This is a genomic window from Bradyrhizobium genosp. SA-4 str. CB756 (genome assembly GCF_000473125.1).
Taxonomy (GTDB): domain Bacteria; phylum Pseudomonadota; class Alphaproteobacteria; order Rhizobiales; family Xanthobacteraceae; genus Bradyrhizobium; species Bradyrhizobium arachidis.
In genome coordinates this window covers 8,970,712-8,991,137 of sequence record NZ_KI421499.1, presented here as the reverse complement: position 1 = coordinate 8,991,137, position 20,426 = coordinate 8,970,712, and the positions used below count along the sequence as shown (strand labels likewise).

Sequence of the window (20,426 nt, the reverse complement as noted above, 5' to 3'; positions counted from 1 at the left end):
AGTTCTAACGGTCACCCCTTATAGAAGGTTCCTGCAGCATTAAATACCTCAGAATTTGCGAAAACGCGTGATGGGGTGACTTCGCCCGAATGCACCAATTCGTCGCAACGGGCCGCGGTCGATCAAGCCTGCGGTTCGCCATAAAATATCATTGCCTTTGAGGCGCTTAAGACAGAACAAGCGCGCCACGAAGCGGAGCTGCGAAGGGACGCCATGAGCATAGAGATCGACATTTTGAACGGCGACGCCTCGTGGCCGATCGCCGCGCCGCTGCATCAGGCGGTCTGGGGACCGCAGATGATCGCGGGCAAGCCCTGGGCTCACGTCAAATGGGACAATGCCCATCTTCGCGTGCTGCTCGAGACGCCCGAGGACGGTATCGTCTGCCACGTCGGCGTCTACTTCCGCACCGTCACCTGGAACGGACAGAAGGTCCATGTCGGCGGCATCGGCGGCGTCTGCACCCGCGAGGACCGGCGCGGCCGCGGCTATGCGACCATGGCCATCGACGCAGCCGTCCATACCATGCGCGCCAACGAGGCGGTCCGCTTCGGGTTCCTGTTCTGCGAGCCGCACAATTTCGCATTCTACGAGGCGCGCAGATGGCAGCCCTTCAAGGGCGAGGTCTACTGCGAGCAGCCGGAGGGGCGGATCCGCTTCGAGTACATGGCGCCCTACGTCTTCGAGATCGTCCGCGCGCCGACGCTCGGCACCATCGACCTATGCGGCCTGCCCTGGTGAGCCCTGCGTGAGCGCAGGGCTGGCGCGGAGGGGGGCCGCCCTATAATATGTCGCTCATCATCCAATATTCCGCCCGGTGGGACATGACGATCGACGCCCCGATAGACGCCGCGCCGCCGCGGGCCCCGGTCGCCTCCCCCATTGCGAGCCTGCTGACGGCGCCGATCCTGCCGACGCTGCTCCGGCTCGCGATCCCCAACATGATCGCGATGGTCGGCAGCACGCTGGTTGCGATCGCCGAGACTTCCTATATCGGGCGGCTCGGCACCATCCCGCTCGCCGCCATCGCCCTCGTTTTTCCGTTCGCGATGCTGACGCAGATGATGAGCGCGGGCGCGATGGGCGGCGGGGTCTCCTCGGCGATCAGCCGCGCGCTAGGCGCCGGGAATCGCGATCGCGCCGCGACGCTGGCGCTGCATGCCGCCATCATCGGCCTCTGCGGCGGACTGTTCTTCACGGCGATGATGCTCGCCTTCGGCCGCTCGTTCTTCACGCTGCTCGGCGGGCGCGAGCGCGTGCTCGAGGAGGCCTGCGGCTATTCGCAGGTGCTGTTCTCGGGCGCGGTCGCGATCTGGCTCGTCAACACGCTGGCCTCGGTGATCCGCGGCACCGGCGACATGCGCCTGCCGTCGATGACGCTGATCGTCGCGAGCGTGCTCCAGATCGCGCTCGGCGGCACGCTGGGGCTCGGCCTGTTCGGCATGCCGCAATTCGGCATGCCCGGAGTTGCTGCCGGCCAGCTGATCGCGTTCAGCTGCGCCGCGGTCTTCTTTCTCTGGTATCTACTATCAGGCCGCAGCCGGCTGGCGCTGAACTTTCGCGCCTTCCAGTTCGAGCGCGCGATGTTCCTGGACATTCTCAAAGTCGGCGCCGTGGCCTGCCTATCGCCGCTCCAGACCGTGCTCACCATCCTGATCTTCACAAAGATCCTGGCGACCTTCGGCACCGAGATGCTGGCCGGTTACGGCATTGGCTCGCGGCTGGAATTCCTGCTGATCCCGATCACCTTCGCCTTCGGCATCGCCTCGGTGCCGATGGTCGGCATGGCGATGGGCGCCGGACATATCAAGCGCGCGCGGCGTGTCGCCTGGACCGCGGCTGCCGCTTCGGGACTGGCGGTCGGCCTGATCGGCCTCGCCGTCGCGCTCGATCCTGCGCTGTGGGTGTCGCTGTTCACCGGGGAGCCCGGTGTCACTGCGGCGGCGCACAGCTATTTCCACTGGGCCGGCCCGGCCTTCGTGTTCTTCGGCATGGGCGTGTCGCTGTATTTCTCATCGCAGGGCGCGGCACGCGTCGGCGGCCCGGTGCTGGCCTCCACTGCCCGGCTTTTGATCGTCGCGATCGGCGGCGTCAGTCTGATGACGGCGCAGGCGCCGGCCTGGACGTTGTTTGCGCTGGTCGGCGGCGCCATGGTCGTGTTCGGGCTTTCGACCGCCGCCTCGGTCGCCTTCGCGCGCTGGGGCAAATGAGCGCAGGCGAGTAAGCGCAGGCAGGTAAACGCGGGAATGTGATTCCATCCAGCGTTGCACTATCCTGCCGGGCTGCTATGGAAGCGCCTCCATTTTTCGGGGCTCCCTCCATGCTCAGCAGGTTCGCGATTCCTTCCGTCATTTTGGCTGCGCTGTTTGGCGCGACTGCCGCCCATGCTCAGAGCGCCGACGGGACCTGGCTCACCCAGGCGGGTGATGCGCGCGTGAAGATCAGCAAGTGCGGCGGCGGCATCTGCGGCCACATCGTCTGGCTGCGCGAGCCCATGGACACCGCGACCGGCCAGCCCGCCACCGACAGCAAGAACCCCAACCCCGCGCTCGCGAGGCGCCCGATGATTGGCCTGCCGCTGTTCAGCGGCATGCAGCCGTCAGGGCCGAACAAATGGTCGGGCCAGATCTACAATGCCGACGACGGCAGCACCTATGCGAGCAGCGTCACGGTCACCGGCGCAGATTCGCTGCGGGTCGAAGGCTGCGTCGGCGCGCTCTGTGGCGGCGAGACCTGGACCCGGCGCTAAAGCGCGATGAGATTGGGATGAATCGTTATCCCGCTTTAGGTTGTTGTTTGAGCATGATCTTTTCGGAAAACCGCTTCGCACTTTTCCGGATCATGCTTTAGCCCGCCGCCATCATCGCCTTCAGCGCCGTCGCCGCCGAGGCGTAGCCGCCCCGCGCGCCGTCGATGAAGTGGACATGGTCGCTGCGCAGCGCCGACGGCGTGAAGCAGGTCATCATCGCCGCGTCCTGCTGGTAGAGGCCGTAGCGCACGATGCCGTCGCGCGCCGCCATCGCGAGGCGCTCGCTCAAGGCGCGCTCAAGCTGCGGCGTGCAGTCGAGGATCATGCGCAGGCCATCATCGTATTTGCGGAAGTCCGAGTTCTCGACCACCTGGCGCTTGTAGACCTTGGGCACGAAGCCGCCGACCTTGAGGTCGAAACGCATGATCAGATAGACGAACAGCGTATAGGCCAGCACGCTGGCCCTGCGCGCGAGCAGCGGACCGCCGCGCTTGGTGCGGGCTTCGAAGTCCAGCCCCTGCGGCGGCCATTTCAGCGGCGGGCCCTGCGGCGGCACGGGACGGCCGCCGTCCGGGCTGCGCTCGACCAGGTGGATGATGTCCTCGATCACCTTGCGGAAGGCCGCCGGATCGACGCCGCGGGCGGGCATCACCAGCACCGACAGGATCAGGCCGCGCGCAGCCGGCATCACCTCGAAGCGGCAAGACAGTCCTGAGAGATCGGGCTGCGCGCCCGCCGGTGCCTCCGCGACCGCGAACTCGCCGCGCTTCATCGCAGCGTCGGCCCAGGCGAGCCCGCCGCCCGAGAACATCGCATAGGACAAATTCGCCGACGGACCGAAACGCGCGACGCGCACGTCGAGGCCCTGCGCGCGGATGGCGCTGACCGGCACCAGCGCGACGCGCATCTTCAGGTCGAGATCCTCCCGCACCCAGGTCGCGGTCGCGGCCAGTGCCTCGCGCGCAGCATCGAGATCCGAAGGCGCGACCGCAAAGCTCGCGCCGTCACCGCCGAACACGAAGGGAAATTCGCGACCCTCAAGCGCATTGGTCACCGCCGCGATCACGGCGGCGCCGGCCATGTTGACCGCCTTGTAGCGCTGCGCCGCGATCGCCTTGGTCGAATCCACGATATCGGCAACGCCAATGCTCCAGTCATCCGGCAGCGGCGCATAGAGCGCGGGGTCCATCAGGCTGGTGAAGCCGCGGAAGACGGGAATGCCGCCGTAGAAGGAGTCGCCTGATGTCATCGGGTGATGCCGGATGGTTGGAAGCGTCCGAGAGAGATACGAGGCAGGAGCGATCCGGGTTCGCCGGGCGGCGCCGCTTTCGATCATTGGCCGAAACCGGCCCGGACAACAAGATCGCAGCGCGCCGCAATGCCGCAGCCGATCATTGATCGACGTCAAACAGCCGGCCCGGGCAACCTCTACGATGGCGGCATCTCCAGGAGCGAGGCGGGATGATCGAGGTGTCCGACTTCAGCAACAGGCAGTCCAACCCGCCGATGCGGCGACGCACGGGGCTTGACCCGATCAGTGCGGTGAAAATGCCGGAAAGACTGACAGCAATTGTCGATGCCTGGGCTGAAGCCCATCATTTGTCGCGCTCGGCTGCGATCTGCAAGCTGGTCGAGCTCGGGCTGAAGATCGCGCCTGCTGCGCCGGCATCGGCGCACTCGGTCGCATCCGACGCCACGCGGATCGAGGAGATCGCGGTGCACGAGATCAAAGCGCTGCTCGATCCCGCACTGCCGGTCGACGAACGCGAGCGCCGCATCCGCCGCCTCACCGAGGGGCCGCCGGAATTCTCACACGAACGGATTGACCTGCCGAAGCATCGAGCTTGAGCGCCCGCACGCGCTAATGCAGCTTCTCGTCCTCGCGCTTGCGCAAGGCCTCGAGCGAGGCATCGTGGCAGCCGACAAGCCGCACGAATTGCTGCGGATACATTTCATGGCCGTGGCCGCCGGAGTTCTGATGCGTCATCGGCGGGCAATGGACCTCGTCTGGCTTCGCGCCAGATTGCTCGGTCCGGTGCTGAGATGAAGCGGTCATGTCTTGCACGGTCATGGACTGCTCCCTGTCGATTAGGGCAGATCGATTGACGTAACCCAATCGATTGCGGAGCATCTTACGACCAAATCCGGCTGAATGTCATTGCGCCGGATCAACGCAATTGTGGCAGACGGGTTCCGTTTACGCGGTATTGCCCGCGTCGATCGTGAACACGGTACCGGTCACGTTGCGGCCGCCCTCGCCGAGCAGATATTCCACCATGCGCGCGACGTCGTCCGTTTCCGGCAGGCGGCGCAATGCGCTGCGGCCGGCGATGCGCTTGCGGCCTTCGTCGGAGAGATTGTGCGTGAGCTCGGTGTCGATGAAGCCGGGCGCGATCGCATTGACGGTGATGCCGAGCTTGCCGACCTCCCGCGCGAGCGAGCGGGTGAAGCCGGTTGCGGCAGCCTTGGTCGCGCCGTAGACGGAGAGGCCGTTATAGCCTGTCGTCGCGATGATCGAGGAGATGTTGATGATGCGGCCGGCGCCATCGGCCATCATCTGCCGCGCGACATATTTGGTGAGGATGATCGGCGACAGCACATTGAGCTGCACCAGCGCCTCGATCTCCGAATTGTGCATGGTCGCGAGCAGGCCTTCGGTGCCGAGGCCGGCATTGTTGACGAGACCAAAGGTCGGACCGAACTCGTCGCGCACGAGCTTCGCGAAGGCGGGGATCGCATCGATCACGGCGAGGTCGCAGGCCCGAAAATGCAGGCGGCCCTCGGACTCTGCGATCGCCGCCTTGAGCTCGTCGCTCTCGCGCCGCGCCGCCGCGATCACGTTGTAGCCTGAAGCAACGAGGCGCTTGCCGATCGCCAGGCCAATGCCGCGGCTGCCGCCGGTGACGAGAACATTATGCATCGGTGCGCGCCAGTTTGCCGGCCGGAGTGACATCGAGCGCCTCGACGAAGCGGATCACCGCCGGCACCTTGTGGGACGCCAGCTGGGCGCGGCACTGCTCCAGGATCTGGTCGCGGATCTCCTTGATCCGCGCCTGGTCGGTGCCCTCAGTGAGGATCACGTCGGCGACGACGATGCCGCCGGTGATCGGGCTGCGCCGCGATTTCGCCCGCGACATCCGCACATCAGGGTGGCGGTTGATCACCGCCTCGATTTCCTCGGGGTGGACCTTCAGGCCGCCGATATTGATGATGCCGCCGCGGCGGCCGACGAAATAATAGCGGTCGCCCCGCAGCTCGACGATGTCGCCGCTGTCGACAAAGCCGTCCGCGTCGCTGAGTGCGGCGGCGTTGCGGCCGACATAGGCATGTGCGGTGCGCGTCGAGCGGATCCGCAGCGAGCCATCGACCACCTTCATCTCGACGCCATTGCGATTGCCGAGATAGTCGGCCGGGAAACCTTCGAGCCCGTCATTGACGGCGAAGCCGACGCCGGCCTCGGTCGAGGCATAGGCATGGCCGACGGAAGAATTCGGGAATGCGGCCTTGAGCCCGTCGAGCACCGCCTGGTCGGCGATCTCGCCGGAGAGGCGGACATAGCGCGGGGCGAACTGCGCGGCCGCGCCGCTCATCAAGAGCTTGCGCCAATGCGAGGGCGTACCGGAGATGTGGGAGACGCCGCGCCCGTTCAGCCGCGCGACGTGATCGCCGAGCGCCTCATGCGGATCGGACAGCACCATGGAGCCGCCGGAGAGAATGGCGCGGAGAAAGATCTGCAGGCCGCCATAGCGGCGGATGTCGTAGAACGTCGCCCATACCGGCGCGGGGCCTTTTGCCGGACCTTCGGCGACGATGGCGCCGGTCAACGCCTCCAGCGTATGGCCGGCGATTTTCGGCACGCCCGAGGTGCCCGACGTCAGCATCAGCCATTCGGTGGCGCGCTCGGTCTTGGCAGGCGTGGTGGCTTGAAGCGGCAGTTGCGCGGTGACGACCAGCGACACGCCGGCATCAGTCCAGCGATCGGGCTCGTCGGTGACAACGGCATCGATCCCGGCATCGGCGATCAGCGCGTCGAGATGCGCCGGGTTGAGATCGGGCGGGCACAGCAGCATGCGACGGGCGATGCCGTCGAGCTCGATCATGGCGATGCCCGACCGAAGCTGGTCGGACAATTTCAGCAGGACGGCACGGCCAGACAGCTCATGCAGGCGGCCGCCGAGGACCGTCTGCGACAGGATATCCGTCAGCGACACCACATGGTGGGCATCCGACAGCGTACGGCCGGTCAGCTCCGCGCCGAGATGGTCGCGAAGCGCAAAAATCTCACGCGGGGACATTTTCGTAGGCCCGCACGAAATCGCCCACGGTGGCGGGGAACGCTGCGTCCTCGGAAATGGTGAAGGGGTCGACGCCGGTCTCGTCTTCGAGGCGCGCCACCAGAATGGCGAAGGCGAGCGAGTCGAAGCCCGTCTCGTGCAGGGACAGATCGTCCGAGAGGGCGGGAAGCGTCACGTGCTGCTCTTTGGCGATCTGCTGGATCGCCTCGATGACCTTGGACCGTACCGACATGGCTGGCTCGCTCTTGTTATCGATATTTCGTGTTGCGGCGGCTCTTGATGACCGCCTCCCCATGGCCGTCTGTTTACCCGACAGAAGTAAATGGCTTCTTGGACAATTCAGATAAAATTGGACCTATCTGGCGATTTCCGCGGCGCTACAGCCTGATCGTGCCGTCGATGATCTTGGTAAACGTCCCTGAATCGAGCGGGGCATAGGCGCCGGATTTCGGGTCGAGCATGAACAGCGGATCGGAGATCGCAGCCGGATCAAATCCCTCCCGCGCCAGCTCGCCCTTCTTCTGCTTGAACGTCTCGGTCGCATCGAGCTCGCGCGAGATGCGAACGAAGACCGGGCGGGCGTAAGCCGGCAGGCGCTCGGCGAGATGAGCCGGCAACGCGGCGATGTCAAAGCCCTCGTTCACGACGATGGCGCTCATGCCGGCGCGGCCGTCGGTGTCCAAAATGCTGACGCCGTAGGTGGTGGCATCGATCACGCCGGTGAAATCGCGGACGGCGTCATTGACCTCGGAGGTCGCGACGTTCTCGCCCTTCCAGCGGAAGGTATCGCCGATGCGATCGACGAAATGGAAAAAGCCCTGGTCGTCGAGCCGCATCAGATCGCCGGTCCGGAACCAGGCATCGCCCTTGGCGAACACGTCGCGGAGAATCTTCTTCTCGGTTTCGCCGGCGTCGGTATAGCCCTCGAAGCGGCCCCCGCCTTCGTCGGCCGTGCCGATGCGGCCGATCGCTTCGCCGGCTTCGCCGCGGGCGCAGGCGATGCAACAGCCATCTTCATTGCGCAGCGGCGCGCCGCTATCAGGGTCGAGCTTGACGAGGCTCGCCGGAAACCGGTGCGCAAGCAGCGGCGGGATGCGGCCGATCGCGCCTGGCTGGCCCTCGACGTTGAACAGCGAGAAATTGCCTTCGGTCGCGGCGTAGAATTCGAGGATGCGGGGAATGGCGAAGCGCGCCTGGAAATCTTCCCAGATGTCGCCGCGCAAACCATTACCGCAAACGAGCCGCAGCCGGTGGCGGTTCTCGTATTCCGACGGCGGGGCTTTGAGCAGATAGCGGCAGAGCTCGCCAATATACTGGAACAGCGTGCAGTCGTGCCGGACGATGTCGGGCCAGAAATTCGAGGCGGAGAATTTGTCCGCGATCACCACCGAGCCGCCGGCGGCGAGCATGCTGCATGGCGCGACGATGCCGCCGACCGAGTGGAACAGCGGCAGGCAGTCATAGAGCCGGTCCTGCGGCGTGGCGCCGGTGAGACCCGCGAACCAGAAGCCCCAGTTGAGGATGCGGCGATGGCTGATGCTGGCGGCCTTCGGCAGGCCTGTCGTGCCGGAAGTGTAGATCAGCAGCGCGCGGTCATCGATGGTGACGTCGCCGTGCTCGTCCGGCGACAGCGGCGCATCGTCGAGCGCCGCAAGCGCAACGTCGATGGCGCGCTCGCTGCGGACATCGCCGTGGGTCCAGACTTTTGCATCTGACTTCAGATGCGGCTTCGCGCTCTCCAGCGTCTCCGCGAGCTCATGCGCGACGATGATATGCGAGGGCCTTGCGACGCCGATGCAATGCGCGAGCGACGGTCCGACCAGCTTGGTATTGATCAGCGCCACCACGCCGCCGACCCGGCTGATACCGAGCCAGGCCGCGAGATAGTCGATGCCGTTCGGCATGATCAGGGCGACCGTATCGCCCTTGGCGACGCCGACCGAGCGCGCCCAGCGCGCATAGCGGTTGGTCCGCCTCGACAGGCCTTCGTAGTCGAGCGTCGTCTCGTCTGCGACCAGCGCGATGCGATCAGGCTGACACTGCGCCCGATCGTCGACGACGTCGGCGAACAGGCGGCCCGGCAGTGTCTCGATCCGTGCCGTGAGCTCGATGGCTTTCAGCCAGATCTTTGACGCCGAAGGTGCACGCGCGGCCTTTGATTGCTCGATGACGCCGGTAGTCATGCCGTTCATTCTTTCGGAACGTGTCTGCAGGTAGCGGCAGCTTAGCCCGCGCGTCCTGCCCAGGTGTTAAGAGACAAGGTAAAAGCCGGTTAGTGCGCGATTAACTCCAGTCATCCTTTACCAAGCCGACGGGATCGGCGTGCGGCGTGGCGCAATTCTTGCGATAGCAAATCCAGTCATTTCGGGCGCGCTGCGCGCGTCCCCGCTCCCTGGTTGCAGGACGAGCCGAACTGGACACGATGATGATCACCAGACGACATTTCCTTCGGGCCGCCGCCTGCACCGTCGCCACGCTCGCAGCACCGCGCGCCTTTGCGATCGGCAACCCCTCCTATCCCTCGCGCAGCGTGAAATGGGTCGTGCCTTATGCGCCGGGCGGCGCGACCGACGTGCTGTCGCGGCTGCTGTGCCAGCGGCTGTCCGACCGGCTCGGCCAGACTTTCGTGGTCGAGAACAAGCCCGGCGCCGGCAGCAATATCGGGACGCAGACGGTGATCACGTCCGCGCCCGACGGTTACACACTGCTGCTGACCTCGACTGCGAACGCGATCAACGCTTCGTTCGATCCCTCGCTGCCCTATGATTTCGCCAGGGCTATCGCGCCGGTCGCCGGGCTCGCGCGCATTCCGCTGGTGCTGGTCGTCAACAACGACCTGCCGGTGAAGAATATTGCCGACTTCATCGCCTATGCCAAAGCCAACCCGGGCAAGATGTCGATCGCCTCGTCCGGCATCGGCACCTCGCTGCATCTGTCCGGCGAGCTGTTCAAGTCTCTCGCCGGCGTGCAGTTCACCCATGTGCCCTATCGCGGCTCAGCGCCGGGCCTCACCGACGTGATGAGCGGCCAGATCCAGGGCATGTTCGACAACGTCACCTCGTCGTTCGAGCTGGTGCGCGCCGGCAAGCTGCGCGCGCTCGGCGTCACCACGCGCGAGCGCTCGGAGATCCTGCCCGACGTGCCGCCGATCGCGGACACCCTACCCGGCTACGAGACGAGCTCGTTCTACGGCGTCGGCGCGCCGCACGACACGCCGCGCGAGATCGTCGATCTGCTCAATCGCGAGATCGACACCGCGCTGTCCGATGCCGAGATCAAGGCCCGCATCGCCGAGCTCGGCGCGATCCCGCTGCACGGCAACGCCGGCGAGTTCGGCAGCATGCTGAATGCGGAGACCGAGCGCTGGCGCAAGGTTGTGGAATTGTCGGGGATCAAGAAGGAGTAGCGGTGCGGAACGCGGATTGCGTCAAAGCCATCCACACCCACCATTCCTAGCGGCTTGCCGAAATGTCCCGGGCGCGGGCATGTTGCCGCGTCATGACGACCAAATCCCGCGAGCGAATCTATGGTGCGTCCGTCCGGGCGGCGGCAGAACGCGCGGCCGACGTGCGTAAAGAGGCCGATCGTCTCGCCTGCGAAGCCTGGAACCAGCGGATGCTAGGGTTTCAGGGCCCCGCACAGCCCTCACCGACGCTCGGGGACGCACTCAACGCGGGCTACTGCTATCTCGAGGTCAAGTGCCTGGGCTGCGAGACGCATCAGACGGTGGCGCTCGACATCGTCAGGCGGAGGAAGTCGACGCCGATCCACGAGCTTGAGCGGGCCATGTGCTGCCGCCAGTGCTCGGAGCTTGCGGGCCGGCCCTACAAGCGCAGCCATCTGGTTGCGCTCCGCACGACAAAGATCTCCGCAAAAGATCCGCGCTCGAACTGGTGGCCCGGCGAGCGGTGATCGCGCGGAGCTAGCCGCCTCGCCTGTAGCGCGCGCGGGGCAGCGGCGCGTTGACCGGATAATACGGATTGAGATCGCAGCTCGCGGGGCGGCCTGAGGCCGTGGCACGGCACTGCGGCACGGAGATGAAGGAGCAATCGTACCATTCCCCACCGCCGCCATTCGCGCCGGAATAGACGTGCATGCAGACTGGAAAGCGGGGATCGAACGTCTGCGCCCGCGCCGGCGCAGCCGCGATCAATGCACCGGCGATCACCATCAGACCGAATGAGCTGCGCATGACAGGCATCTCTCCAAGCTGCAATCGCGGATCGCTAGTGCTGCTTCCTGTGGCGCTTGCGCGGAGGCGGCGGCGGTTCGTCGAAGGCGTAATAGGGATTGAGGTCGCAGCTTGCCGAGCGGCCGGACGCCGTCGCGCGGCACTGCGGCAGCGAGGTGAAGGAGCAGTCAAAATAGTCGCCGCCACCGCCACCGAAGCCGCCCGGCGTGTAGACGTGCATGCACACCGGGTAGCGCGGATCATAGGTCTGGGCGCGGGCGTCCGCCGCGGCAAACAGCGAAGCAATCGCGGTCAGGGTCAAAATTGGCAGGCGCATCGGGCATTTCCTCGAATCGGCAACAACGGCACGCGGTATGTCATTTCGATATGGCACAATGGCGCGGAAGAAGCGATTGTTCCTGTTCATACCTCTCCCGCTTGTGACGCGCGGCGAAACGGATGAGACTTGGCGCCGCAACAGCATGAAAGCGGGAAGACGCGACGTTTTCGGCCTGCACGGAGCGCATAACTCGCTGCAACTCTCCTCCGACAAAGGTCGCAAACATCCGGTGCAGGAATCCGTTCGCACACCGGCACGAACGGACTAGTCTTTCGAGCACAACGCCGGCCCCGGACCGACGACGTTCCAGGGCAATCAAGAAACAAACGGGCTGAAGGAAACGCACATTCGCGCTCGGGCTCTTTCGGGCGCGGCTCCGCCATGCGCGGGGGAGAAGATGCGCTGGCCCTCTGTGGTCCCAGGGCATGCAAGAGAGCTTCTCGTCTCCGTTCATCCGATACCCGATCGGCACCTCGCTGCTGATGGCGGGCATCCTGTTCGTAGGCCTCGTGGCCTATCCGCTACTACCGGTTGCACCGCTGCCCCAGGTCGACTTTCCGACCATCCAGGTTTCCGCGTCGCTGCCGGGCGGCAGCCCGGAAACCATGGCCTCCTCGGTCGCACAGCCGCTCGAGCGCCAGCTCGCCCAGATCCCCGGCATCACCCAGATGACCTCGACGAGCTCGCTCGGCTCGGCCTCGATCACCATCCAGTTCGATCTCAACCGCCTGATCGATGCCGCCGCCAATGACGTGCAGGCTGCGATCAACGCGGCGAGCGGGCAATTGCCGAAGAACCTGCCCTCGCCGCCGACCTACCGCAAGGTCAACCCGGCGGACTCCCCGATCATGATCCTGTCGGCGACGTCAGACACGCTGCCGCTGACCACCGTCAGCGACCGCACCGACGCGCAGCTCGCCCAGCAGATCAGCCAGATCCCGGGCGTCGCCCAAGTATTCGTCGGCGGCCAGCAAAAGCCCTCGGTGCGCATCCAGATCGATCCGGCCAAGCTCGTCGCCAAGGGATTGTCGCTGGAGGACGTGCGCAGCCAGATCGCGATCGCCACCGCCGACAGCCCGAAGGGCAACATCGATGGCACGCGGCGCTCCTACACCATCTACGCCAACGACCAGCTGCTCGAGGCGGCGCACTGGAAGGACATCATCGTCGCCTACCGCAACGGCGCACCGTTGCGGATCCGCGACATCGGCGAGGCCGTGTCCGGGCCGGAAGACATGAAGACCGCGGCCTGGGCCGACGGCAAGCGCGGCGTGTTCCTGGTCATCTTCAAGCAGCCCGGCGCCAACGTCATCGAGACCGTCGACCGCATCAAGGAGAAGCTGCCGCGGCTGATCGCAGCGATCCCGCCCGCGATCAAGATCAAGATCATCAGCGACCGCACCATCACCATCCGCGCCGCAGTCGACGACGTGCAGATCACGCTGATGATCACCATCGCGCTGGTGGTGATGGTGATCTTCATCTTCCTGCGCAGCTTCTGGGCCACGATCATCCCGAGCATCACCGTGCCGCTGGCGCTGCTCGGGGCCTGCTCGCTGATGTGGGTGTTCGGCTATTCGCTGGACAATCTGTCGCTGATGGCGCTGACCATCGCGGTAGGCTTCGTGGTGGACGACGCCATCGTGATGCTGGAAAACATCACGCGCTATGTCGAGCGGGGCGAGAGCCCGGTCGCCGCGGCATACAAGGGCGCGGCCGAGATCGGCTTCACCATCGTCTCGATCAGCATCTCGCTGGTCGCGGTGCTGATCCCGCTGCTGCTGATGGGCGGCATCATCGGCCGGCTGTTCCGCGAGTTCGCGGTGACGCTGTCGATGGCGATCTTCGTCTCCCTCGTGGTGTCGCTGACCCTGACGCCGATGATGGCCTCGCGCTTCCTCCGCGCCGACCACGAGGCGCGGCGCGGCCGCTTCTACCAGTGGAGCGAGCGGATGTTCGAGCGCCTGCTCGGCGCCTACGAGCGCGGCCTGGATCTCGCGCTGAAACACAGCTTCGTCACGCTTCTCATCTTCTTCGGCACCGTCGCGCTCTCGGCAGTGCTGTTCATCATGATCCCCAAGGGCTTCTTCCCGCAGCAGGACAACGGCTTCCTCACCGCGGTATCCGAGATGCCGCAGGACATCTCCTTCACCGAGATGAAGCGCCGGCAGGAGGAGCTCAACGCCATCGTGCAGGCCGATCCCGCCGTCGATTCCATCGCGATGTCCATCGGCGGCGGCGGCACGGCGCTGAACTCGGGGCGCATGTATGTCACGCTGAAGCCGATCGGGGAGCGCGATGCCAGTGCGCAAGCGATCATCGCACGGCTGCGGCCGAAGCTTGCCGAGGTCGAGGGCGCTCGCCTCTACATGCAGGCCTCGCAGGACGTGCGGCTCGGCGGGCGCGCCACCCGCACCCAGTTCGAGTTCACGCTCCAGGACGCCAATCTCGCCGAGCTGAACGAGTGGGCGCCGAAGATCCTGGCCGGCATGAGGGGCCTGCCACAACTGCGCGACGTCGCCACCGACCAGCAAACCGAGGGTACGACGCTGCAGCTCAGGATCAATCGCGACACCGCCGCGCGCTACGGCATCCAGCCGCAACTGATCGACGACACGCTCTACGACGCCTTCGGCCAGCGCCAGGTCGCGCAATATTTCACCCAGACCAACAGCTATCACGTGGTGCTCGAGATCACGCCGGCCCTGCAAGGCCAGCTCGAGACGCTGGAGAAGCTCTACATCAAGTCGCCGCTGACCGGGGACCAGGTGCCGCTTTCGGTGATCTGCAACTGGACCAACGTGCCGGTGCGGCCGCTCGCGATCGCGCATCAGGGCCAGTTCCCTGCGGTGACGATCAGCTTCAACCTCGCCGAGGGCGTGGCGCTGGGACAGGCCACCGACGCGGTGCTGCGCGCGGTTGGCGCCATGGGCGCGCCGCCGACACTGTCGACGAGTTTTCAGGGCACCGCGCAGGCGTTCCAGCAATCGCTCGGCACCGTGCCAATGCTGATCCTCGCCGCGCTGGTCGTCGTCTACCTCGTGCTGGGCGTACTCTACGAGAGCTACATCCACCCGCTGACCATCTTGTCGACGCTGCCGTCGGCAGGTGTCGGCGCGATCGCGATCCTGATGATCTTCGGATTCGACTTCAGCCTCATCGCCCTGATCGGGATCATCCTGCTGATCGGGATCGTCAAGAAGAACGGCATCATGATGGTGGACTTCGCCATCGCCGCCGAGCGCGAGCAGCATCTGACACCGGAGCAGTCGATCCGCCAGGCCGCGCTGCTGCGCTTCCGCCCGATCATGATGACGACGATGGCGGCGCTGCTCGGCGGTGTCCCCCTGATGCTCGGCACCGGCACCGGCGCCGAGATCCGCCAGCCGCTCGGCTATGCCATGGTCGGCGGCCTGCTGGTGAGCCAGGCGCTGACGCTGTTCACGACGCCTGTGGTCTATCTCTACCTCGACCGCTTCTCCAACCTGCTGTCACGCTGGATGGACGGGAAGCCGCAGGCCGAGACAGCCAGCGACAAGCAGAAGGATGCGGCGGAGTAGATCCAGAGGCTTTCCACGGAGGGTTCTGGATTGCTTCGTCGCAAGGGCTCCTCGCAATGACGGAGCATGAGGCAGCAGCTTCGTTCATCAGGTGCCGTAGGGTGGGCAAAGCGAAGCGTGCCCACCATCCGCATTTGGTGGGCACGCTTCGCTTTGCCCACCCTACAGGGTCTACGCGGTCTGCGCGCGTGGCAAGCTGCTCCCCATCGCAATGACGACGGAACAAGAGGAGCGTCAGCCCAGCCCCTGCAGCACCAGCCGATTCAGCCTCGCCGCAAACGCCGCCGGATCCTCCGGCAGCTCGCCGTCCAGGATCTGCGCCTGCTCGAGCAGGAGCAGGCTGAGATCGTCGACCGTCTTGGAGCCGGCCTGCGCCTTGGTGATCGCGCTCACCATGGGATGACGCAGATTGATCTCGAGGATCGGCCTGGTGCGCATGCCGCGGTTCTGCTGCGACAGGATGCGCTCGAGCTCGCGGCTCGGGCCCTGGCTGTCGGCGACGAGGCAGGAGGCGGAGCTGGTGAGGCGCGTCGAGGCCTTGACGTCGCTGACGCGCTCGCCCAGCGCGGCCTTGATCACCGCGACGGTCGCGGCTTCGTCCGCTTCGGGCTCGTCCTTCTTCGCCTCGTCCGCCGCGTCGACGCGCGGGATCAGGTCGAGGTTGAGATCGCCCTGGCTGAGCGACTTCAGCGGCTTTCCGTCGAACTCCGTCGGCATCGAGGTCCAGAACGCGTCGACCGGATCGGACAGCAGCAGCACCTCGATGCCGCGCGCGGTCGCCGCTTCCAGCCGCGGATTGGACTTCAGACGCTCGATGCTGTCGCCGACGAGATAGTAGATCTCGGTCTGGTTCGGCTTGAAATCGGCGACGACCTGCTTCAGCGAGCGCTTCTCGCCCGAGGTGGTGGTGAAGCGCGACAGCGCCAGCAGCTTTTCGCGCCGCTCGAAATCCTCGTAGATGCCTTCCTTCAGCACCGCGCCGAAGGCATCCCAGATCTTTGCAAAGTTGTCCGGATCCTTGTCGGCAAGGCCTTCCAGCTCGGACCCGACGCGGGTCGCCACCGCCTTGCGGATCTGCGCCAGCTGCGGATTGTTCTGCAGCATCTCGCGCGAGATATTGAGCGGTAGGTCCTCGCTGTCGACCACGCCACGAATGAAGCGCAGATAGCCGGGCAACAGATCGGCATCGTCGGTGATGAAGACGCGGCGAACGTAGAGCTTCACCCGGCCCTTGCGGTTCGGCTCGAACAAGTCGAACGGCTTGGTCGAGGGCGCGAACAACAGCACGGCGTAGGAGTAGCGGCCCTCGGCGCGGTAGTGCAGCGTCATCGCGGGATCGTCGAAGGCCGAGGCGATCTGCTGATAGGCCTTCTTGTAGTCTTCCGCCGTCAGCTCGGATTTGGAGCGCTGCCACAGTGCGCTCGCCGAGTTGATCTGGCGCGGCTCGCCCTCTTCGGGCACGAGCTCGATCGGGAACAGGATGTTGTCGGAATAGGCGCTGACGATGCGCTCGATCTCGTACGTCTCGAGATATTTCTTGGCGTCGTCCTTGAGGTGCAGGACGATCTCGGTGCCGCGCGCCACGCGCGCCGCGTCCGCCTCGCCGGCCCGCGCGATCTCGAAGCCGGAGCCGCCGGAGGACGTCCAGGTCCAGACGTCGCTCTCGCCGGCGCGACGGCTGATGACGGCGATCCTGTCGGCGACCATAAAGGCGGAATAGAAGCCGACGCCGAACTGGCCGATCAGGCCGAGGCCGTCCTTGGCCTCCTTCAGCTTCGACACGAAGGCCTTGGTGCCGGAGCGGGCGATGGTGCCGAGATGGTCGATCAGCTCCTGCCGCTCCATGCCGATGCCGTTATCGGCGATCGTCAGCGTTCCGGCCGCCTTGTTCGGGATGATACGGATCTTGAGCGCGTCGCCTTCGCCCAGCAGCGCCGGACTTGCGATCGCCTCATAGCGCAGCTTGTCGCAGGCGTCCGAGGCGTTGGAGACGAGCTCGCGCAGGAAGATGTCGGTCTCCGAATAGACGGAGTGCACCATGAGGTGCAACAGCTCGGAAACCTCGGCCTGGAATGGCTGCGTATGCACAGCCGTATCTGACGTCGTCATGCGTTTACCCGGTCAATCAAAGGGAAAGCCGGGATATAACGCGATCGGACAACGGATCAAGAGGATGTGAGCGCCGTGACGACGCCGGTCCTTCGGCCAGGCGCGATCAGGTCACGCAGCGACCTGGCTGGAGCAGCCTTGCGACCTCGGTCAGCGAGCTGACCATCGGCTCGCAGGCGATCGTCGGCTTGGGGCGGCCCTGCTTCTGGTCCTTGCCCTTGAGCAGCACCGGCGGCGGCTTGGCATTGCCGGTCTCGATCACCGCGGGGACCCGCAGCAGCACCGACGTGTCGGCAAGGTCGTTCAGCCGCATCGACACGGTGCGGGTGGGAACCGGGGCGGCCTTGACCTCGGCGAGACGGTCGGCCTTGCTGGCGCGATTGACGTTGTGGCCCGGCTTGTCGGCAACCGCCTGCCAGCGGTCGGCCAGATCGTGGCCGGAGGCCAGCTGCACCGCGCCGACCTGGACCGCACCGAGCGTTGCGGCAATTGCGACGGCGCCCAAAAATATCTTTTGAATCTGTGACATGGCTAAATATCCCTCGCCCCATGGCGATCGCGGGAACAACGCGACGAGAGGACCGGGAGTTCTCAGCCGTTAAGATCACTTAACCGTGTGCGCAAATCACCGAAGGCGGCACAAAAAATTTCGCTACCGCCTGGAACGACTTTCGCGCCCGGGAGTCGTCTCAGCAGCCGGCTATTCCCCCCTGCCCCATAAGCCGGCGACGTAGGGCGCGACTGTGGTGATGCCAGTCGCGCCTTACTTTTTTTCGGAAGATCGGGGGGATAAATCCGCCCCAGCAAACGTCCGGTCGGTCTCAGCCGCGCGCACCGCCTCGCTCGAAAAGCGCCCCGCCCGGCCTGAAGGTGCGTCCTGGCGCCGCAGGCCGTCGCGGTCGATCACGGCCTACCGGCGGTCGGCCGCACTGCGACCATGAGCACAGCGCGGGCGCAATCATCCGACAGCGACCGGGCTCCGGGAAACCTAATCGAGCGTTTGCAGATAGGCGTAGACTGTCTTCGATCCCACGCGGCCCGTTCCAACCAACTCGCTTTTCAGCTTCTGCGCTGCAAAGGTCGACGGCTCTTGCTCGGTCAATACAATGACGCGGCTGTCTCTAATGTCCGCGTGGTCAGATTGCAGGAAGCTTCTGTAACGATCAATCGCCCGCGGGATGTCTCGGACGATCTCATCCGTACGGGTATTCTTGCCATCAGAAGCCGCAGCATAGGCATCCTGGGTGCTGTACAAATATGCCAGGTAGTAGCCTCCCTGCTGCAGGGCTTCTTTCGTCACGATCTTCTGCGCGTCCTCGGGACTTGTTCCCAAGCGCCACCAATATTCAAACAGAATTGGCTCGACAGGGCTGATCGACGGCACGCCACCTGGCGGAATTCGTGAGATACAGCATGGCCCTCCTGGCATGTACAGCTTTGCCAGGTTGAGGACGTAATCGTATTGAGAATTTGTGCGCACGTTGAAAATCGGGACGAGCTCTGCCGGGTGTAGCAGGACTCGATTTACGTCCGGATGCGTTTTCCTGGCAGCATCGACGGCCTGCATGCTTGCGAACACTGCAGGTGTGTTCGTTGCATTCCAATACACCATCGCCGTTCTGTCGGCGTTGATCACCACGAGGGCGATCACCAGGGCAATACCGGGGCCTGCCCATCGAAAGATCCGGTTCATCCAGAGAGCTTGTTTCGGAAGTGTGCAGAGCAACGCGACGCCAAGAGCCAAAAATTGATAGTTGACATTCCGCTCCCAGTCCCGAGTGCCGATTGTGAGCCCGGTGATCACTTGCTGGTTGCTCACGATGATAGGTATCGCAAGGAAGCCGATTGCCAACCATGCGGCTCGTTCGGCGGGCCGCTTCACCGCTGTCCAGATTGCCAACGGCACCACAATCAGTCCGCACACCAACAACGCAGGAGTTACGGCTGGAAGCCGCGTCGTGTAGACAGGTAAAGCCCCTTTGGCCTTTGCCAGCGAGACACCGGCGAAAATCGCGCACGCAGTCAAAACGATTGCGGCCAAACGGATGGCTAAATCCCGCCTGACGAAGAAGAAGCTAACGAGAGTAACCCACACGGCCATGAGCAGCGAAGGGAAAGCGATGTAGGTGTACGTGAAAGGAAACAGAACGCCCAAACTCGCGATGCCCGCGAGGGCAGCGCCGGACCGGCGATCGTCTTTTGCAATTCGAAGCAAGAAACCAAGAAAAGCAAATACAACCGCGTAGCTAAGCTGCGGTTCGGGTGTTCTCAAAATCGTAAGATAGCTAGTCGTGGCGTCTGGCACCACTCCTGCACCAAAGAACTTCCTGAACCCCTCCAGCCATGTGTAATTCCAGACGGAGACATTGGCGAGCGAGAACAAGTCCTGACCAAAGAGAAGCAGCAAGGTCAGCACGGCCCTGCCTCGCCAAGAGACCAGGATCGAACTCGCGAGATAATAAGCCGCGACTACGCTGATGGCCGGAAAAATCGCATCGGCCAGGATCATCGTCCAATCAATCGAATGGTTGGTCAGCGCGAACATGGCCGCGAAAATGTAGTGACTTAGCGCACGGCCAATCTCAAAGTAGTTCGAGACCATATAGACAAGGTAAGTATCTTCGTCGAAGCCCATCTGAAAGAATGCAACCTGCCCAACCTGGCGACTCAAGAGCAGGTGCGGCACGAGTGCCAGCGCCATAGCGAAAAGAATCACGATGCTGCAGGCAGCCAAATCGTCAGAGTGAGAGTATTTCGATCCCGGCAAGTACCTCGCAATTTTCACTGACTTCTCCGCTCAGACGATACAACTGGCACGCGATTTGCGTACCACCGAAAGTTCGCACCAGCAAGACTGCGCAGCACCGCGCCCACAAGCCGCGGCTGCGCGGGGCAATCATGAGCCGTTAGTTAGTTTCCATCGTGCCGGTTGCGACGACGGTTGCCATCGCCGATGATGGTGTTGTCGTATGCGCTCGGCAATCGGATGAGCGGCAGCGACGTTATCGTTGCACTGGGCGCGCTGCAATCTGCTCGCGCATCAGCCGCGCGACGACGTTCGAGAACTGGTGCGCCGTCGCGCTCGCGGTCGCCTTCGCCCGGCAGCAAGGGCCGGATGTGCTTTCATGACTGCTGGCGATGAACCCCGGAATGAACAGCGCGACTGTGGTGATGCCAGTCGCGCCTTACTTTTGTCTGGGGC

At 64.6% G+C, this 20,426-nt stretch carries 18 protein-coding genes; 7 read left to right on the top strand and 11 right to left on the bottom strand.

Annotated elements, in window-relative coordinates; all coding sequences use genetic code 11:
- Positions 1 to 213 precede the first annotated feature (213 nt).
- From BRAGE_RS0143375 to BRAGE_RS0143365, 3 genes are all read left to right on the top strand, one after another.
- The gene (locus BRAGE_RS0143375) at positions 214 to 741 is read left to right on the top strand and encodes a GNAT family N-acetyltransferase (RefSeq protein ID WP_027562881.1); all 528 of its coding nucleotides are present in this window, start codon (positions 214 to 216) and stop codon (positions 739 to 741) included.
- 83 nt (positions 742 to 824) lie between these two features.
- Positions 825 to 2,210, top strand: coding sequence for an MATE family efflux transporter (locus tag BRAGE_RS0143370; protein WP_027562880.1), 1,386 nt, complete (start codon positions 825 to 827; stop codon positions 2,208 to 2,210).
- 110 nt (positions 2,211 to 2,320) lie between these two features.
- Complete coding sequence (locus tag BRAGE_RS0143365; protein WP_027562879.1) at positions 2,321 to 2,749, top strand: DUF2147 domain-containing protein; 429 nt, start codon at positions 2,321 to 2,323, stop codon at positions 2,747 to 2,749.
- Positions 2,750 to 2,846: 97 nt separating this feature from the next.
- On the opposite strand, the gene BRAGE_RS0143360 is transcribed toward BRAGE_RS0143365, so the two are convergent.
- Complete coding sequence (locus BRAGE_RS0143360; RefSeq protein ID WP_027562878.1) at positions 2,847 to 3,998, bottom strand: DUF3095 domain-containing protein; 1,152 nt, start codon at positions 3,996 to 3,998, stop codon at positions 2,847 to 2,849.
- 212 nt (positions 3,999 to 4,210) lie between these two features.
- On the opposite strand from BRAGE_RS0143360, the gene BRAGE_RS0143355 reads away from it, so the two are divergent.
- Positions 4,211 to 4,597 carry a hypothetical protein gene (locus BRAGE_RS0143355; RefSeq protein ID WP_027562877.1) on the top strand — a complete coding sequence of 129 codons (387 nt, stop codon included), beginning with the start codon at positions 4,211 to 4,213 and terminating at the stop codon, positions 4,595 to 4,597.
- Between the two features lie 13 nt (positions 4,598 to 4,610).
- On the opposite strand, the gene BRAGE_RS0143350 is transcribed toward BRAGE_RS0143355, so the two are convergent.
- The 5 genes from BRAGE_RS0143350 to BRAGE_RS0143330 form a co-directional block, all read right to left on the bottom strand.
- A complete protein-coding gene (locus tag BRAGE_RS0143350) occupies positions 4,611 to 4,820 on the bottom strand; it encodes a hypothetical protein (protein ID WP_027562876.1) in 210 nt (69 codons plus the stop codon).
- 126 nt (positions 4,821 to 4,946) lie between these two features.
- Positions 4,947 to 5,669, bottom strand: coding sequence for an SDR family NAD(P)-dependent oxidoreductase (locus BRAGE_RS0143345; RefSeq protein WP_027562875.1), 723 nt, complete (start codon positions 5,667 to 5,669; stop codon positions 4,947 to 4,949).
- Entirely contained in the window at positions 5,662 to 7,044 is a 1,383-nt protein-coding gene (locus BRAGE_RS0143340) for a class I adenylate-forming enzyme family protein (protein WP_027562874.1), read from the bottom strand. The genes BRAGE_RS0143345 and BRAGE_RS0143340 overlap by 8 nt, the downstream gene beginning before the upstream one ends.
- Positions 7,031 to 7,276 carry an acyl carrier protein gene (locus tag BRAGE_RS0143335; protein WP_015688794.1) on the bottom strand — a complete coding sequence of 82 codons (246 nt, stop codon included), beginning with the start codon at positions 7,274 to 7,276 and terminating at the stop codon, positions 7,031 to 7,033. The genes BRAGE_RS0143340 and BRAGE_RS0143335 overlap by 14 nt, the downstream gene beginning before the upstream one ends.
- A gap of 145 nt (positions 7,277 to 7,421) precedes the next feature.
- Positions 7,422 to 9,236, bottom strand: coding sequence for a long-chain-acyl-CoA synthetase (locus BRAGE_RS0143330; RefSeq protein ID WP_027562873.1), 1,815 nt, complete (start codon positions 9,234 to 9,236; stop codon positions 7,422 to 7,424).
- A gap of 233 nt (positions 9,237 to 9,469) precedes the next feature.
- Here BRAGE_RS0143330 and BRAGE_RS0143325 point away from each other — a divergent pair, with 233 nt between their 5' ends.
- Positions 9,470 to 10,450: a Bug family tripartite tricarboxylate transporter substrate binding protein gene (locus tag BRAGE_RS0143325; protein ID WP_027562872.1), complete on the top strand. Its 981-nt coding sequence runs from the start codon at positions 9,470 to 9,472 to the stop codon at positions 10,448 to 10,450.
- Positions 10,451 to 10,542: 92 nt separating this feature from the next.
- On the top strand, positions 10,543 to 10,956 hold the full coding sequence (locus BRAGE_RS0143320; RefSeq protein ID WP_027562871.1) for a hypothetical protein: 414 nt from the start codon (positions 10,543 to 10,545) through the stop codon (positions 10,954 to 10,956).
- A 10-nt stretch (positions 10,957 to 10,966) separates the two neighbouring features.
- Here the strand turns inward: BRAGE_RS0143320 and BRAGE_RS0143315 are convergent, their stop codons facing one another.
- Positions 10,967 to 11,236 carry a DUF3551 domain-containing protein gene (locus BRAGE_RS0143315; protein ID WP_027562870.1) on the bottom strand — a complete coding sequence of 90 codons (270 nt, stop codon included), beginning with the start codon at positions 11,234 to 11,236 and terminating at the stop codon, positions 10,967 to 10,969.
- Positions 11,237 to 11,270: 34 nt separating this feature from the next.
- Positions 11,271 to 11,552, bottom strand: a complete 282-nt coding sequence (locus tag BRAGE_RS0143310) for a DUF3551 domain-containing protein (protein WP_027562869.1) — start codon at positions 11,550 to 11,552, stop codon at positions 11,271 to 11,273.
- Positions 11,553 to 11,980: 428 nt separating this feature from the next.
- On the opposite strand from BRAGE_RS0143310, the gene BRAGE_RS0143305 reads away from it, so the two are divergent.
- Complete coding sequence (locus tag BRAGE_RS0143305) at positions 11,981 to 15,115, top strand: multidrug efflux RND transporter permease subunit (protein ID WP_027562868.1); 3,135 nt, start codon at positions 11,981 to 11,983, stop codon at positions 15,113 to 15,115.
- A 234-nt stretch (positions 15,116 to 15,349) separates the two neighbouring features.
- On the opposite strand, the gene htpG is transcribed toward BRAGE_RS0143305, so the two are convergent.
- From htpG to BRAGE_RS0143290, 3 genes are all read right to left on the bottom strand, one after another.
- Positions 15,350 to 17,224: a molecular chaperone HtpG gene (gene htpG / locus BRAGE_RS0143300; RefSeq protein ID WP_027562867.1), complete on the bottom strand. Its 1,875-nt coding sequence runs from the start codon at positions 17,222 to 17,224 to the stop codon at positions 15,350 to 15,352.
- Between the two features lie 106 nt (positions 17,225 to 17,330).
- Entirely contained in the window at positions 17,331 to 17,753 is a 423-nt protein-coding gene (locus BRAGE_RS0143295) for a hypothetical protein (protein ID WP_027562866.1), read from the bottom strand.
- Positions 17,754 to 18,212: 459 nt separating this feature from the next.
- Positions 18,213 to 20,009 carry a hypothetical protein gene (locus BRAGE_RS0143290; protein WP_141263229.1) on the bottom strand — a complete coding sequence of 599 codons (1,797 nt, stop codon included), beginning with the start codon at positions 20,007 to 20,009 and terminating at the stop codon, positions 18,213 to 18,215.
- Positions 20,010 to 20,426: the final 417 nt, after the last annotated feature.